Raw genomic sequence first — 15,638 nt, 5'->3', positions numbered from 1 at the left:
TGCCCAACAATAGCTCAAAACCTCTGCCCTAGTATTTCTGAGTATTTATACTCATCGCAAAAGTGACACGCTCCCAAGATGGTTATTTCGATTCACGATCCCTAGTACATTCATTCGCTGACTACGACGACTAGGAATTGCTAAATATTCTCCAATGTTCTGCCAGCCATAGGGAACACAAGGAATCAAACAAAATCCTGCTTCATCCAAGTAATATAAATCAATTTCTCCCCGATCGTCCAATCGCTTTAATTCTTCTAGTTGTGCCTTTTTGTCTTGATATTCATGGGCTGGAGGCTTTCCGGCAACTCCTTTACGCATACGGTGCCAACTCATGTTCAGCATTTTTAGTATTCTTTGAATTGTTTTTATGCTCGGACTTATTCCCCAGGCTTCTTGAACTTTTTGGCTAACTTTTTTTAATTGCCTTGGTTCTTGTTGGGCCCAGGGCAAACGCATCTAAATTGCCGGGAGAATAGTAGTAGTGTTTTGAGGAATAGCCACCGCTATCGGCAGTCAAATCTCTTTTCAATAAACTACAGCTATCGATAATAGTCGCAACAAGCACGGTAAAATTCCCGCTTGTTGACATGATGCGTTTGCCCTGTTGTTGGGCCCACTCTTTGATTTGGGCTTTCTGCGAAGAGTCAAATAGTGATTTAGCACCTCTTCCTGGTTTATTATAAAGTCCTATCATTCCTTCTGATTCCCACCGATTGAACCAGTTATAGAGTGTCTTATAACTTATTCTGAAAATATTCATTAACTCTACTTTTTTTACTCCTTGCGAAGCTAATATGAGGCAATGTGCACGCGTGACGTACTTGATGATGTCGGCTTTGGCGATGAATTCGCTGTAGTAATTTAGACGAAAGAAGATTTATTTCCCTGATAAACATCATATGAAATTCTAATTAACTCATAATTTTGCCTGTCATATCATTCTACCATGTATTTGTGTAATTAATTCTGTCTAATTACTTACCACTAACTTGTACAGCAGCATCGAGGATACTATCGATGTTCTGGTCGTTTGATTTTTTGCCTTGAGGTCGCTGTTGGCTAGTTCTGGTTTTGGAAGGTGTGACTGCTAAGGATTCAGCAATTTCTACCGGTTCATCTGTCTGAAGTTTTCTTTTGGTTTGGGATTTAGCTGATAATTCTTCTTCTTCCAAATCTTCTCGATCAGAGTTTTGAAGGTGGCTTTTAGTTTGAGACTTAGCTTTGGGTTTAGGTGCTTCGAGTTCAAACTCATCTAACTGACTTAGCTCATCTCTCGGAGAGCGGCTTAAGGCTTTAGATTTAACCAGTCGTTCTTCCGACTCCAACTCCTCTACGTCATCTTTTCGGGCTCTTCTTTTGGTTTGAGAGTTGGGTGATGGCTCGTCGTCATCCGAATTTTCTATTTCATCTTTTTTCGATTTGATATTGGCTTTAGATTTCGATCTGTGCGATGGTTCATCATCTTCTAAGTCATCTAGTAAATCGTCTTTTTTAGACTTAGTTGCCGTTTGAAATTTCGATCGACGCGAGGGTTGCTCATCCTCTAATTCATCTAGTAAATCGTCTTTTTTAGACTTAGTTGCAGCTTTAGATTTAGACTTGGGGGAGGGTTGCTCATCATCCAATTCATCTAGTAAATTGTCTTTTTTAGACCTTGTTTTAGTTCGAGGCGAATCGAGTAATGCTTCAATTCCTGTTTTAGTAAATCGGTTGTCGTCCGGCTCTCCCAAGTGTTCCATCATGTATTTTCCTGTGGTAGAGCCGTACTCAGGTCGATCGCTCAAACTGAGGACGAGTCCGTTGTGCTTGACCTCCACGCTAATGCCAGGTTTGCCGTCGGCTTCCGTTAGTTCTTCAATTGCATCGGCAAAATCTTCTACGCTGGTGAGTCCGTTTTCCTGGCAGTAATCTAAAGCTTTCTCGCAGCGATTTCTTAGGTAGTTGAGGATTTTCTTGCCCTCCGCTGTGTTAGGGGTGATGTAATTTCCCTGGCTTCGGCTTCGGGATGCTGTTTTTGTGGGCATAATCTTTGTGGCGGGGTGAGTGGATATTTCCCATGAAATTCGAGCAGTGTGGCTAGTGACTTCACTCGAAAGAGCGGTTTTGGGGAGTTAAAGTGACCCCCTCCAATCGGAGGGGGAAGGTTAAGCGGGAGCAAAAGAAGTGTCATATCATGTCCGTCAAAATACCTATAAAACCACAGGCTTCAATGTGTGTTGTACAAATGTCCTCAAGGGAGGTGAAAGTCGAATGTGTCTTTTCTTGCGTCATTCGACTTTGACCTCCCACAAGCAAGACATATTTAGACAACACGCATTGAAAAGGTTTGCGCTTTTTCTATGATTCGCATGAGCGGCTATTTGTAAATTCGCCACAGCAAAGTAATAGAATTGCAATTACGGTCTAGTTAGCGGACATAATATGACTTCTGAAATTACGTTAAAGTTGTGCGTCGGCAACTCTAAATTTTGAAGATTCCGAAGCTAATTCAGCATCGACTTTTAAGAGATATTTGAGAAAGTGAGCGCTGCTATTTTCCGAAAGCTTCTTAATAACTTGACCTGTTTTCAAGTCAGCAGCTAAGACTGGATTATCAGCTTCATCTCTGACTAAACACCTAACATTGTTGCGAGATTTGCTAATAAAAGCTGTCCAGTTTCCCACAGGAATTGTAGTTTCTCCAGTTTGGTTATATGCTTCAAAAATCGCATCTTTCAGCAATTGTGAGAGGTGGGCGGGGCTGGCAGCAATGTCTTGGGGTTGAGACGGCGATCGCTTTTGAGTAGGGGTTGGCGATACGGATTGCGATCGCTCTTGACAATGGGTTGGCGATACGGATTGCGATCGCTCTTGACAAGGGGTTGGCGCGACTTCTGAAAGTTCCTCAACTGATTCAATTAGTCGCACAGAGCTAGGGTTGATGTTTAAGATTAGAGCACTACCTTTAGGCGAGGGTTCAATAGTGGCCTCAAAGGTAGTGCCGATCGGCAATTTAGGTGAGTTAGCAGAGAACATAGCTAGCTCTTGCCCGTCAAGGAGGACAATAGGGCTGCCGTCGCGCCTTGAATCGGTACCGCTAACAGAACCCACCTCAAAAGTCAATGTTTTCTGCCTCCATTTGGGAGCGCTAAAGTCAACATTTTTCAAGTCATTGTACTTCTGCCCAATCAGTTCAGCTCTGTCAAACTGAAAGGTTTGCAATTGCTGGCAAATTTCATCCGTAAATAGGTTGAGAACCAGTGCTGCTTTAGGTGTTTGGTTTTGGGACTCAAGCCAAGTATAATCAGCAGGAGCTACAATGCGTGAACTCACATCTTTTGTGCGGCCAAGACCATCGCGGTAGGTTAAGTCTAAACCGTCGATGTCGTTGGCATTCTCGCCAAACTTATTCTCAAGAATTCCCACCAGTTTTTCGCTGGGTTCAATTAAGGCAAAATTTACCATTGGCAGGCTCGGATGCACAGTTGCTTCATATTTAATACCTTTGCTGTCTAACAATTCTTTCCAATGTCCAGCTAAGTCTTTGCCAACTGGTTATCGCTTCTTATCCCTGACAATCTTACCGTTATTGTCCCTTTCAAATTCCTCGAAAGGGACGCTCAAAACGTAAGTGTCTTTTGGCATTGCTTCGTGCAGTCGCTCGTACTCAGGTTCAAAGTTGAATTCAATCAACAGTTGGCGAGAAAGTTCCTTACAAGCTTTGCGAGGGACTTCTAAGTTGGGATTTGCGGTTTCGACGTGCCACATCGCACTAGCAGCTAAAAACCGTTCTTCAGGGTCATCCAAGCTTCTGTCACATCGGCTCTTAAGCTCTCGTATAACTTGCTGACTGCTTCTTTAATTGCCTTAGAATCGTCGCTGCAATCCAAGTGGATTTCGCCCATCCTTTCTCGATAGCGTTCCTTAATATCTTGCGCCCACCTGACATAATGTTTCTCCCATTTTTCTCGTTCATCTAAGTCAGAAGGAGACTCAAACAAGTAGCGAAATTCGTCGCGGTGACGGCTTTTTAAACGAGTCGGTTCCCACTCTGGGTTAACAGCCTCCCTAGCGATGCAATTGATAGCGGTGCCGTCTCCTATAGGTAATGGCACCGTTTTGTAAAGCCTGGGGTCGTCTTTATAGTCAAATAGGTAGCTTGGGTGCTGTTCTGACCACTGCTTAGCCTTGGACAATAAGGTGGGGTGGTGGTCTTCGGTACGAGTAGCACTTTTGGGACTATCTACTTCAATTTGCAGGGCATCAAACAGCTTTCCAAGAAGCTGCCGCTTCTGTTGATTGAATAAACTTTTTGGCTGTCCCGGTTCTGCTGCTGACGATTGCACTCTCCCGATTAAGGTAGCCACCCAGCCGATTTTATTTTGGGCGATCGCTACGGCAATTTGCCGCAATTTGGTATACTTGCGATCGCCATCACTATCGGTAGCTTTAGTGTAGTCAACTTTCTCTCGCTTCTCAACAGCATCGTACTCATTTTCTTGATTAGCGTGCCTGGTTTCAGAGGCGATATTCGGCATTCGGGAAGCAGGCGTAATCACTAATTGATCGCCGTCAAAATCGCATTGATGGTGCTGCATGGCTTGGTCGGAGCGAATGAAAACGCACCCTTTGTACTGCGTTAATTCACGGTGGCTTTTGTTGTCTACTGTGTAGCGGCGGATGTTATCTTTACTGACAATTGGGTATCGGGTAACGATAACTTCTGTGCCGTGTCGCAAGTGGGGTGCAACAATTGTACCAGGTTTGAGGTTTTCACAAGGTTGAGCCATTGCTGAACCATGATGAATTGCTCCTTTAATTGCTAAGTCTTTCCACTTTTTAGCCAGTTGTTCTTGCATGAAATCGACGACTTTGGGAAAGTCGAGGAGTTGACCGAGTTTGTCGTTCCTCAAAATTGAAATTAGCCGGGATTCGTTGCGCTGGGCTTTTTCATCTGCTTCGTCTTCTAATCCGCTGCTGTCTTCGTGAAGATTAGATTGAAAAGCAGCTTTTTTGTCGTGCTGTTCCACTAAGTATTTGGCAAGTTGCAGTCGGTTATTTTGCAAGTCAGCTAGTTTTTGGGCTTCAACTTTAGTTGGTGTGGCTATGTCAGCCTGAATAGCTGCTTCGGAATACCAAATTGAAAATTGCCAGGAATTTTCGTATTCAGTTACTTTGGCGTTGCCTCGATTTCCTAGTATAGCTTTGGGGAATTCGTAATCTCCGCAAGGAATCAATTCAGCTAAGTGCTCTTTAGCAACTCCTTTGATAGAGGAGCGATCCATGATGATATCATAACCTAAGTCTGAGGTTAAATTAGCATCAGGCAACAGCGTTCCTTTGGCAAGAAAGCTAATTTCTGGAGTGTGGCAGTCTTCTTGTTCCCATTCCTGCATCCAGGCAAATCTGAATTGAAAAGGTCGGTTGTAATTCCCTCCGAATTGTTGGGCTAGTGTCGGTGAAATTTTACCGTGACAGTCTCCGGTTTGCCACTTATGAGCTTTCGCTTTTTCACTCTGGTCATCGCTTTGAGAATCAACAATTTTGACTCGCAAGGTTTCGCCGTCAAGGGAGCTATCTAACAATTTTGCTCCTTGGTTACAACTGCTAACTAACAGTGAACCGTAGCGACAGGCGTGGTCGGGTTGAGTTTTGAATACGGTCAACAGTTTGGTTGAGAGCTCTTTGTCTGCAAAGTACACATTGCTGCCAGAGCTGAAAGCAACTCTTCTGGCAATATCATCCCCGAAGTCGATGTTTTTTAGAGGGTCGAAGCTGCTATCATTTTGGTCGGGTTTAACGATGGTTAGGGATGCTAACTCTTCAGGTTCAAAAAGCATTTCAAGCAGGGAGTTACGCAGCATTTCTGGTTCAGCTTGATACCGCCCCTTTGCTCTACCTTCAGTTAATGACATATCAAAGACTGGGATTTTTAGTCCTTCCCCAGCTACCCATTCTGTGGAGCGATATTCTGGGGCAAGTTTTCTTCTACTCATTGATTGGCTCCTGAATTCGAGTTTTTACATTTTTAGGACTTACGCACAGCAATAGTCCAGATTTTAACAAGGATGTGCCTTCAACACTTCCTGCTACCGAGTGATAGTCATCCCCTCCAATTGGAGGGTTTTAGAAGATAGAAGTAACGTGTTACAATGAAATTGAAAATTCCAATGTGGAGAAAATAAGTGAAAATAGTTCGCACAACTACGGCTATGGAAAGCCAAGGAAATTATTTGTCTGATAACGATAGCGATGCACTTGCCCGCGTTGCTTTTGGAGAAGGTGAAAACAGTCAGCATTTTGGAGGTTTGAATTTTGATGCTGACGGAGTGATTAAAGGTAGAGCGTCAAAGTTGTTCAACGTCAACGAAGAACAAGTTGAGAACCCTCAATACTGGATTGATTTGTAATAGATATCGACCAAAATTAAGTTTCCGCTCTTACAAACAAAACAAGGGTTTCACATTCTAATTCGGAGCTGTCTAATTCCGAGTTATCTAATTCGTAGCTGTCTAATATAGCTTTTCTCACAGATATGAGGTACACAAGATTATCTAAATTTTAGGCTTTTCAAGCCTTGGTATATACCTCATTTACCTGAGAAAGGCTATAATTCAGGTGTCAGAGTAAAGTATTTCTGACACCTAAAAAGATGGCTAACGCCGTTTTTTGGACTGCGTTTTATCCGAAGAACGACTCTCAAGCGTCTGGTTGGCTTGAAGAGAGTGTAAATTGTTACCAGGAAGCAAGCTGTAGACCACTTTGCGCTTGCGGAAAACCCTAGTGCCATCTACAGGCATTCCTTGCTTCCAAGCGTCTGCAATCGCCTTTTTGTTGGCAGAAATTACGGTTTTGGTTTCGACTCGGCGATAGAGTTCTGGTAGTTGAGATGAGTCAATCAAAACTTCACAGGTAGGCGGATTTTCCTTAACAGTAATGCGGCGGTGTTTGCCGATAACTTCGGAAGTTAATACGCCGCATTCGTTGAAGTAGAGAACGGTTTGATCTAAGCGCTCTCTCCACCCCTGGAGTTTGTTGATAGCTCTTGAATGCAGTTCTATCAAATACTGCATCCGGGCGGTAATTCCTGCAATTTCGGCATCAATTTGGTCGGCTAAGTCGGCATGGGCATCAACAGCAAGTTCTTGGGTTTCTTGGGTTTGCCAAAGGGATTGCAGCAGTTGGTCAATTTCTTCTGAGCTTTCTGCTGACTCTAGTTGATGCCAAAGTTGAGCCGCAGTTATTGAACTTTGAGCAAGCGTCGCTGTGGCTAAATTCATGCTTAGTATCCTCCGTTGATGCAGGTGTGATAATAATCGTGGCGTTCTTCGATTTGAGCAAGTGCAGCCATTGTTTCCGGGTCGGATTTAAGAGATATTTGTTTGTCCTTTTGAATCTTGCGACATGGTTGAAAATGAGTTAATTTTTGTGAGTTTGACTGGGTGGTTTTTGGCATACAATTCAAAAAACTTTCTTAAAACTAGCGCGACCGCGCTCTTAAAAAAAGGAGTATTTAAAGATATGAATTATCCTATAGTTTTTTACCCAAAAGTGGTAATGCAGTTCTGCCATCAATATCCTTTGCCAGAGGCAACTTCTAGTTGTGCCACCTCATCCCAACTTCAAGAAACTCAACAATTCGAGCAACCTGTTGTTTTGCTGACTCCACCTCAACCACCTGTGGTGTTACCTGTCAAGTTGCTGTGGTTAATTTGGGTGTTTTGGCTCTATGGTGCGATCGCACTTCCGCTGTTAGCTATTTCTTGGGGTTGGCTGTGGTGGGAAATGCTGTTGGTAGTAGCTGCTTATTCATGTTTAATTGCGGCTGCTTATAGTTATGTGTTTGGTTGTCGCCAAAAGCTGGTATCCAGGTATAAGCAGCAAGTTCTTGAGTACAAACAACAAGAGATGTTATCCCAACAAGAGATATTATCCCAACAAAAAAGATTATCTCAACAAGAGACGTTATCTAACAAAAAGCAGAAATTTTATACTTTTAAGTCAGGGAAAGAAGAGTTACAGACAGTTTTTAAAAGTGCAAAAATTGACTTACATCACAGAAATCGAGCGTTCAAGGATTTGATGTCACTTCGGGTTAGTCCTAATGGCATATCTCAAGCTCGGCAAGGAGTGAGCGAACAACGCTTTTTGCAATACTTACAGCAATATTTCGAGGAAGTTGTCCAAGCAGCAGAGTTTAAAATTCCGTTATCTCAGAGGAGCTATTCAGCAGATTTTACTGTAATTCACACTCCATCTGGACTCGGAATTGATGTCGAGATTGATGAACCTTATGCTGGCAAATCTAAGAAGCCCACTCACTGCTGCGATGCTGACAGCGATATGCGCCGCAATCAATTATTCTTAGAGTGGAATTGGATTGTGGTTAGGTTTACTGAAAAGCAGGTAGTTCAGGCTCCTTTGAGCTGTTGCAAGTTCCTGGCTCAGGCGATCGCCTTTGTAACGGGCGATCGCTCTTCCTATAAGCTGCTAGAATTTGAACCTAATTTGCTTCCGGTTAAACCTTGGAGAACAGCAGAAGCCAGGAAGATGGCTAAAATCAATTATCGCCTTAGCTATTTACCTAATTCCAAGGCGGGTTGAGACCTAGCCGACGCGAGCGCATTCGCTCCTGAAGATAAGGATAAATACCCAATTAAATTGGATATCGCCCTATTAGGTTGTACTATTGATAAACTCCAAAAACTGCTCTTTTGTATTGTTGCCATAGCCATAAAATTTATGAAACTTGATATGGCAGTCTTTACAGAGAGTAATGCCATTCTCTGTATCAGTTCGCAGGCTGTGGTAAGCATTATAGCTGTATAAGTGATGGGCATTTATTTTGTCACCTTTATATCCACATATCTGACAAATTCTGTCATCTCGTCTAAAAACCTCAATACGCCAAGCTTCCTGATCCGCTAATCTCATTCTATTGTTAACTCGCTCCTCATCAGTTAAATTAGGGTTCCATCTTGGGTGTCTTTCTCCTCGGTTATTTATAATCAAGCATTGCCGACAGCGATTATTTCGATGACAAAATTGCTTAAAAGATACTTTATAAGTATGCCCAGATGGGCATAATACAGTGAGTTTTTTTACTGTATTTTCATACTCACTTTCAAGTGTCATTAACTTGTAACCTGACGACTCTATATAATCCTTCACTTGTTGATAGTCAATTTTGGCATTACCTGCACAGACAGCACACTGAACACCCCGATGCTGAAAGTGATCCCATCTCATAGACCAGCGATGGTTATCGGGGCAAATAAACTCTAATTTTTGATAAGAATTTTCATAAGATTCTGTCAGAAGTTGATAGCCTTTCAGTTCAAACTGCTCTCTTATGTACTCTATGGTGTTTAAGGCTCGACCAGAACAGTATAGACATCCCTGCCCCATAGAGAAAGCGCCCCAGGTTATTGAATGCTGATGACCTTGGAGACAGATGTAGTCTAATTTTCCATCCGTTGCTCGTTCATATTTATCAGGTTGGGTTAACAAAGTGTATCCACGAGCTTCAAAAAGCGCTTTTACCTCTTCATAGGTCTTTCTTCGTCTGATCCCGGCACAAGTAGAACACCCACTTCCCAACCTAAAGCGACTCCAAGTTGTCGAAAATTCATGCCCCTCTGAACAAATACAGTCTAGCGTTTGCCGAGTATTAAGATATTCCTGAGTCAAAAGTTTGCACCCACGAGACTTGAAAGCCTCTTTTATTACTTCAAAGTCAAGCTTTTTGGCTGTGTGTGAGCAAATAGCGCACCCAACGCCCTTTTTGAAAGAGTGCCAGTTTATTGAGTGGTGATGACCGTTTGAGCAGATAAAATCAAGTTTATGCTCGGCATTTTTATATTCTTGATCTAACAGCGTAAATCCACGATATTCAAACGCGAGTTTCACATCTTCGTAGCTTGGTGAAGCTGAGCCAGCACAGTAAAGACAGCCATTGCCTGCACGAAAGTTAGCCCAAGATGTTGAGTAATGATGCCCCTGTGAACAGATGTAATCTAGCTTGCTGTTTTGGTCTTCATATTTCTGGCTTAATAACCTGTATCCTCTTTCCTCAAAGGCTTGTCTAATAGCTGACAAGGCAGGTTTTCTTCTATCTGGAATTACCCCTGTTTTGCGAAGTTCTTGAAGTTTCCTCCGCTTGTTGGCTTTGTCGTCACGCCCCCTCTCCCGGCTGCAATCGATGCAGGTTCGACCCGATAATGTCCTCAAGCTCTGCCCCGTTCCATTCCAGTTATGTCCTTTGGGGCAAAGCTTACCTAAATAATGGTTGTGGTTGTTAATTTGGCAGCCACTACACAGTCCATCTGACTTATCGTACAGGGACATACCTGTATCGTTCCAGTCGTGCCTGTCAGGGCATAGATTGCTTATATAGTAAGCTGTAGCATTAAAAACATTGGAGTGCGTGGAGAGGTTGGTCTCTTGCCGTTTCATTTTACTTTTATTAGTTCGCTCCCGCTGACACTGGATGCAGCAATGATTTGAGCGAAGCTTGAGGCTTTTACCCGTCCCGTTCCAATCATGAGCCTTGGGGCAAAGTTTACCCAGTTGATACTTGGTAGCATCAAAGTTTGTATCATCTGAATTTTGCTGACCAATCCACCCATCATTTTGCTGAAGTAACCAGTTATTCAAATTCTCTTGCATATTTTGTTGAAAATAGAACGAACATCATTTCAGTTTCAATTGTCAGAATACGGTTGAGAGTCGTCAGTTTTTATAAGTCTAGTTACCCGTTTCAAGGGTGTATCGTGACAGAGAAGCGATGAAGTTTTGACATCTTGTTGGCAACATTTTATAAAGGCATCCTGTGCTGGTAAAAATACTTGTAGCATCTGCTCAATGGTTGTTAAATCAAGTAGAGCCAATAAATCTTTTAAATTTTGACTTGGATTATCATCAACATGGGCAGCAATTTTATTTCTAACTTCCCGTAATCCGCCCTCGGCATTAATATCTCTCTGCTCATAGGCATCCTTGAGTATTTGATAGCCACGATGTCCCTGCTGTTGGCTTATCTCTAGGAAACTATTAACTTTATATTTTGCGTCTGTATAAATCTTCGGATATAGGTTATCAATCAGGTTTATTGTGTCTACGATGAGCATGGCTTTACCCAATCTCTCTGTATCTTTACCCAGGCTTAGGGTCAGATATAACCTTCTCAAGACTTTTATGGTATCCAGAATACTAACAACCTGAGAGCCTCGTTTTTCTATTTCCCTAGTACAGATTTTCTGCACTGTATTCGGACGACTGAACGCAAGGTTATCCATTGCTAGTTTTACCCCACTGCTACCTTCTTGTTTGGCTAGGTTTTCAAGCTTAAACTTTAAGTCCGAGTTTCCGATATCATTAGACTCAATGAAAGATGGAACAATAAAATTTAAACTATTTAATAAATTGTATATTTGACTAGCATCATTGATAAAAGTGTTGACAGTGACATCATCAATTTCGTTCCAAGCCTCGATTCTATCGACAAGAGGTAAATCCTGACGGTGAGCTGACAGTTTATGTCTAATAGTTGCATAAAATGAATTATAGTCTTCTCTGAGATTTTTAAGTGGTTCGCGAAGAGTATTAACGTTGACTTCAGTAGCCTTAATTTGGTTCTTAAGTACCGGAGCCAATTTTAAAAAAGCATCCACATAGACTAAGATGTATCGAGCTAAGACTCTTTTTTCATAGTCATCGTTAATTAAATCAGTAAGCCAGCGAATCAATCGCATCATTTGAACGCAATATAAAACTTTTTCAGCTAATTCTTTCAGTCAACGTTACCCAAAATACTTACTTTAAGCATATCATAACTTGTGCAAAAACTCACGGCGATCGGATTGTGGCTACTCTAACTCAATTGGCTGAGCTTCACCCCTGGCATAAGCTAAAATTTGTGGCTGCATTAATAAAGCCTCAATTAGGGCGTTATCTCGCCCTTTGTCATAGCTAATGCCTCGATGCTTCTGCAATCCAGAAAAAGTGTAGGCTTTACCCAAGTGAGTGCCACTTAAAGCGACTCCATCTAAATTGTAAGAAATGCCTTTACTGAAGCCGATTCCAGTTAGTATGACTTGCACCTCTACGCCTTGTTGCTGCAACCGCTCAACGAATTCTGGCATACTTGGGTTATCTAGGGTAACTTCATCAATTAGGTCTTGCAATTGCACCCTGACGCTCTTGTTTCCCTTGCTTTGTAATTGCCTGTGTTCTCCTGTAGTCTGAGCTCGCTTGTCTGTTTCCCAACTGGGTGTAACAGTTTCCAGGCTGTAGTTCCGTTCAAGCTGGCGAATAGTTTCTTGGCTTTTGTAATAGTCCCAGCTATCGTCAACAACACCTCCATCTAGGCAAATGCGACTGGCGACGATGTGGATGTGGTCGTGTTCTGTATCGCTGTGCTTGACAACTGCGTACTGGTTGTTGTCAAATTCCATCGCTTTCATGTAGTTGGCTGCGATCGCCAGCCAGCGCTGGTCATTTTCTTCAGAATCTTCTAGTTTTTCGGTGCTATCGACAGATAAAGTGGCGTGAAAAACTGCTACTTTCAGGTTAGGTCTTAGTTGTCGGGCGATGGCAAATTCAGCAGCGAGTTCTTCAGGGGTTTGTCCGCACATAGTACCGCCAATTAGAGCGGCGTCTTTTTTGCCCAGTACGTAGTTTAGACAGCCCCGAAAGCCTGTACCTTTGATTTGTTTGCCAATCATAACCGAAAAGCCGTCTGTTTACTGCATTGATTGCTCAGGCGGTAAAGCCGAGCCTTGTTAATAGTTAGCGTACTGTAGATTTGGCGAGGTTTGCAACTATTGCTTTAATTGTAGCCCCGTTTTCTCGAATGAGTTGCTGTACGCTTTCTAAGAGTCCTGCATTGACAAGAACTGGTTCTCCCAACGCCACAGCACTATTGCAAGCTTTAGCAATCTGATTGAGGTTGTTTCCTGCAATTCTCAATTGGGCATCAATCTTGCATAAAACTTGATAGGCTTTTAAGTCAAATGCAGCTAGAGGGCGCGGCATGGTTCTCCTCAAAGCTGCACGGCGCATGAAGTCGCTCATGCTCAAATTGACTTGCTCTGCTCTGGCTTTAATTTGATTGTAGTCTGAGTCAGACAATCTTATTTCCAGCCGACTTGAAAGTCTCGGATTTTGCTGCTGTTGAGGAAATTTCTTGAGCTTCATAGTCATAAAAATAGTTGAGTTGATCTCATTTTATAAATCTCTAACTACTTTCAACTTCACCCCAAAATAGCAAACTAGGGGCGTAAAGTGACCCCCGCCATCTGAGGATAACTGGTTGCGATCGCTACTCAATAACTGACAATCTATCCATTTGCTTAAAGTGTTTGCTCGACAGGCGAGGGCGTTGTCAGCTCCTTTCTCCCTCTCATTTCTTATAGCTGTATAATATTCAGCTTAATTTGTATTACAGGTAGCTACATTTGTCATTAAAGCTTAAGAAAGTCTTAAACCTGACCAGGCGGCTAGGATTCTACATTCATGAGGTGCATTGTTTTTATTTAAAAGTAATAAATAAAGCTTTGTACGGACAAAACCATTGCTTGCTACCGATAGAGAACAGCGAAAATCAGCCTCAACAGGCAAATGTACGCTCGACACAAAAAAGCAGTAATTTGAGCGAAAAAGTCAGGCATTTGCAGGATATTTGCAGGTAAATACAGGTAAAGTGCACCCCCTACAAATACCTGCTTTCCGCCTGACTTTATACTGCAAATCCCTGACTTTATACTGCAAATCCCTGACTTTAGCTGACGCAACAATTAGCTAATTTTTTAGCGTTTTTAACAACAAGTGGATTGACTTAATAGTCAAGTTGTGGCATCGGAATTGAATTAAAAATCAAGTTGAGCAAGTGTGAGAAAATTGGCAGGCAGCTAAAATTTATGAAGCGATTTTGTAGCGTAGTACCCACTATGCCAGCAATAAAGTTGAGGCTGGACTATCTGGTTTTTGCGTTCCGTTGAGGCTGTTTGCGAGTGTAAGGCTTACATGGTAGTGCGTACTTGAGAGAGTACCCTGGCAACTATTTCCAGCATGAATATCTGCGGGTTCATAGAGCGACGATCCTCTTTTCAAGTTCGCTAGCGGCTAAACGTTGCTCCCGCACCCGACCAACTCGAATAGCGTCAATCAAGCTGAGCAAGGCGTAGAGTTCTGGATCGTTACTGGCAGCTTGGGGGACTGAGCGGTACAGAGGCGCGATTGCCTGTCCTCTCACGGCACCTTGAGGGTCAGGCCAGACGTAAACCTCAGATGGTGAGGCAACCAGCTTGCTTTTCAATGGCTCAGCAGAATGTGCAGTTGGCAGTCCCCGCGAGAGGGGGCCTGGTTGGGCGTAGAATACATAGCGCAACCCGTGAACCAAGAATTCCAACACCGCTTGCTTCAAAATTTTCCGCTCGGAGCCATAATACAGACCGGCAGCTTCAGAACGCTCAAGGGCAGCATGAACCTCTGATGCGCTCATGCCCAAGCTTTGAGCGAGAGAACTGTACGTCCAGTTCGTTGAATCCCAACTGTGGACTTTGAGTATTGCAAGGATATCTTGGGGTTTTAGCATAGCGGATGAGTTCGCGCATTGTTTCCTTTATTCTACATTCGCGAATAGCGAATAATCAAGGTGTGGCGACTTTAATTTACTGCTCGGCGCTCGTTGAAGGGCAATCGCCATGTAGCGAATACAGCGCTTGCCCCGGCTGCTTGAAGCCGTTGTAGGTAGGAGCGTGAGCACTATAAGTTTCAGAAAACTTAGCCGGAACTTTCCTTTACCGGTATCGGTATAAATATATCTTCCAACATTGCTATTGCTACGACTGTTCCTCACTTTTTTTCCTAGCTTCCTATCTTGCATAAAATTTAGTTTTTATGAGTTTTCCTGCGACTTTTGTTGCTAAAACGCCCCAAATTCAGCTATTGCATATCAATGTATCGGAACAATGGCGGTAGCCGTTTTCTAGCAACAGTTGCAGTTCAGTTCGCTTGGCTTTATTGAATGAGCGTGCTACCGCACTTTTGTACAAAAAAGCGAGATGTCTCAGTAAATTTTTGGGCTGCCAGAATGCTCTAACCGTTACGAAGGCAAGCAAGTAAAATTTGTAGTCAAAGCTCCTGCCGGGAAACTTGTTAAACTAGGCACTTTGAAGGCAGTGACAATTGCCTTCGCTTAACGCCACGGTTGTACTTGATTTCAGAGAGAGCGCGATCGCCAAGCGACTCTAAATTTAAGGCTGTACCGACGCTACCCAAGCTCAATGGGACAGTTGCGGCAATTGATGCTAGTGCTGCTACGAAGTTGTCACAACAGTAGGAGCAATGTTCGTGCAATCGGCACAGTTGGATATCGTGTAAGATTCAAGTCCTTTGACACACTGGCCTAACATGGCATCGATGGCATTTATCGGAACAGTTGAATATCGGGTAAAATTCAAGCCTTTTGACACCCCCATCCCCCCTGTTTTTAGGTGTTTGTGGCGATAGCTAGTATTACTAGACTAGCCGACAGCATTGCGCTTTCAAAGAATTGTCTCGACCTTAAAAGGTGCAACTCGTGACTCGGCTACCGTTACTCGAATATCCGAATAAGCCTGGAATTCGCTATCACTGGCTCCCCATTAACTGTA

At 43.0% G+C, this 15,638-nt stretch carries 14 protein-coding genes; 2 read left to right on the top strand and 12 right to left on the bottom strand.

Features of this window, described 5'->3' with window-relative positions; translation table 11 throughout:
• Nucleotides 1–51 precede the first annotated feature (51 nt).
• From QUA02_RS26185 to QUA02_RS26160, 6 genes are all read right to left on the bottom strand, one after another.
• Nucleotides 52–459, bottom strand: coding sequence for a hypothetical protein (locus QUA02_RS26185; RefSeq protein WP_333032099.1), 408 nt, complete (start codon nucleotides 457–459; stop codon nucleotides 52–54).
• Complete coding sequence (locus QUA02_RS26180) at nucleotides 410–829, bottom strand: helix-turn-helix domain-containing protein (protein ID WP_333032102.1); 420 nt, start codon at nucleotides 827–829, stop codon at nucleotides 410–412. The genes QUA02_RS26185 and QUA02_RS26180 overlap by 50 nt, the downstream gene beginning before the upstream one ends.
• A 148-nt stretch (nucleotides 830–977) precedes the next feature.
• Entirely contained in the window at nucleotides 978–2,027 is a 1,050-nt protein-coding gene (locus QUA02_RS26175) for a hypothetical protein (RefSeq protein ID WP_333032098.1), read from the bottom strand.
• Between the two features lie 415 nt (nucleotides 2,028–2,442).
• A complete protein-coding gene (locus tag QUA02_RS26170) occupies nucleotides 2,443–3,447 on the bottom strand; it encodes a hypothetical protein (protein WP_333032097.1) in 1,005 nt (334 codons plus the stop codon).
• Nucleotides 3,448–3,537: 90 nt separating this feature from the next.
• Nucleotides 3,538–3,789, bottom strand: coding sequence for a hypothetical protein (locus tag QUA02_RS26165; RefSeq protein ID WP_333032096.1), 252 nt, complete (start codon nucleotides 3,787–3,789; stop codon nucleotides 3,538–3,540).
• Nucleotides 3,762–5,978 (bottom strand): hypothetical protein, encoded by a 2,217-nt coding sequence (locus tag QUA02_RS26160; RefSeq protein WP_333032095.1) that lies wholly within the window; start codon nucleotides 5,976–5,978, stop codon nucleotides 3,762–3,764. Before QUA02_RS26160 ends, QUA02_RS26165 begins: the two co-directional genes overlap by 28 nt.
• Nucleotides 5,979–6,167: 189 nt before the next feature.
• On the opposite strand from QUA02_RS26160, the gene QUA02_RS26155 reads away from it, so the two are divergent.
• On the top strand, nucleotides 6,168–6,392 hold the full coding sequence (locus tag QUA02_RS26155; protein ID WP_333032092.1) for a hypothetical protein: 225 nt from the start codon (nucleotides 6,168–6,170) through the stop codon (nucleotides 6,390–6,392).
• Nucleotides 6,393–6,638: 246 nt separating this feature from the next.
• Here QUA02_RS26155 and QUA02_RS26150 read toward each other — a convergent pair whose 3' ends face one another.
• Nucleotides 6,639–7,262, bottom strand: coding sequence for a siphovirus Gp157 family protein (locus QUA02_RS26150; protein WP_333032090.1), 624 nt, complete (start codon nucleotides 7,260–7,262; stop codon nucleotides 6,639–6,641).
• Between the two features lie 241 nt (nucleotides 7,263–7,503).
• On the opposite strand from QUA02_RS26150, the gene QUA02_RS26145 reads away from it, so the two are divergent.
• Nucleotides 7,504–8,586 (top strand): hypothetical protein, encoded by a 1,083-nt coding sequence (locus QUA02_RS26145; protein ID WP_333032088.1) that lies wholly within the window; start codon nucleotides 7,504–7,506, stop codon nucleotides 8,584–8,586.
• Nucleotides 8,587–8,658: 72 nt separating this feature from the next.
• Here the strand turns inward: QUA02_RS26145 and QUA02_RS26140 are convergent, their stop codons facing one another.
• From QUA02_RS26140 to QUA02_RS26120, 5 genes are all read right to left on the bottom strand, one after another.
• Nucleotides 8,659–10,650 (bottom strand): HNH endonuclease, encoded by a 1,992-nt coding sequence (locus QUA02_RS26140; RefSeq protein ID WP_333032085.1) that lies wholly within the window; start codon nucleotides 10,648–10,650, stop codon nucleotides 8,659–8,661.
• A 35-nt stretch (nucleotides 10,651–10,685) separates the two neighbouring features.
• Nucleotides 10,686–11,729 (bottom strand): hypothetical protein, encoded by a 1,044-nt coding sequence (locus tag QUA02_RS26135; RefSeq protein WP_333032084.1) that lies wholly within the window; start codon nucleotides 11,727–11,729, stop codon nucleotides 10,686–10,688.
• A 120-nt stretch (nucleotides 11,730–11,849) separates the two neighbouring features.
• Nucleotides 11,850–12,707 (bottom strand): relaxase/mobilization nuclease domain-containing protein, encoded by an 858-nt coding sequence (locus QUA02_RS26130; protein WP_333032082.1) that lies wholly within the window; start codon nucleotides 12,705–12,707, stop codon nucleotides 11,850–11,852.
• A 64-nt stretch (nucleotides 12,708–12,771) separates the two neighbouring features.
• Nucleotides 12,772–13,179, bottom strand: a complete 408-nt coding sequence (locus tag QUA02_RS26125) for a plasmid mobilization protein (protein WP_333032081.1) — start codon at nucleotides 13,177–13,179, stop codon at nucleotides 12,772–12,774.
• A gap of 889 nt (nucleotides 13,180–14,068) precedes the next feature.
• Nucleotides 14,069–14,578, bottom strand: a complete 510-nt coding sequence (locus tag QUA02_RS26120) for a hypothetical protein (protein ID WP_333032079.1) — start codon at nucleotides 14,576–14,578, stop codon at nucleotides 14,069–14,071.
• Between the last annotated feature and the right edge of the window lie 1,060 nt (nucleotides 14,579–15,638).

It is taken from the genome of Microcoleus pseudofavosus SVA1_A4 (genome assembly GCF_036700565.1).
Classification (GTDB): domain Bacteria; phylum Cyanobacteriota; class Cyanobacteriia; order Cyanobacteriales; family Microcoleaceae; genus Microcoleus.
The sequence above is the reverse complement of the archived record's forward strand: the minus strand, read 5'-3'. Positions and strand labels throughout refer to the sequence as shown.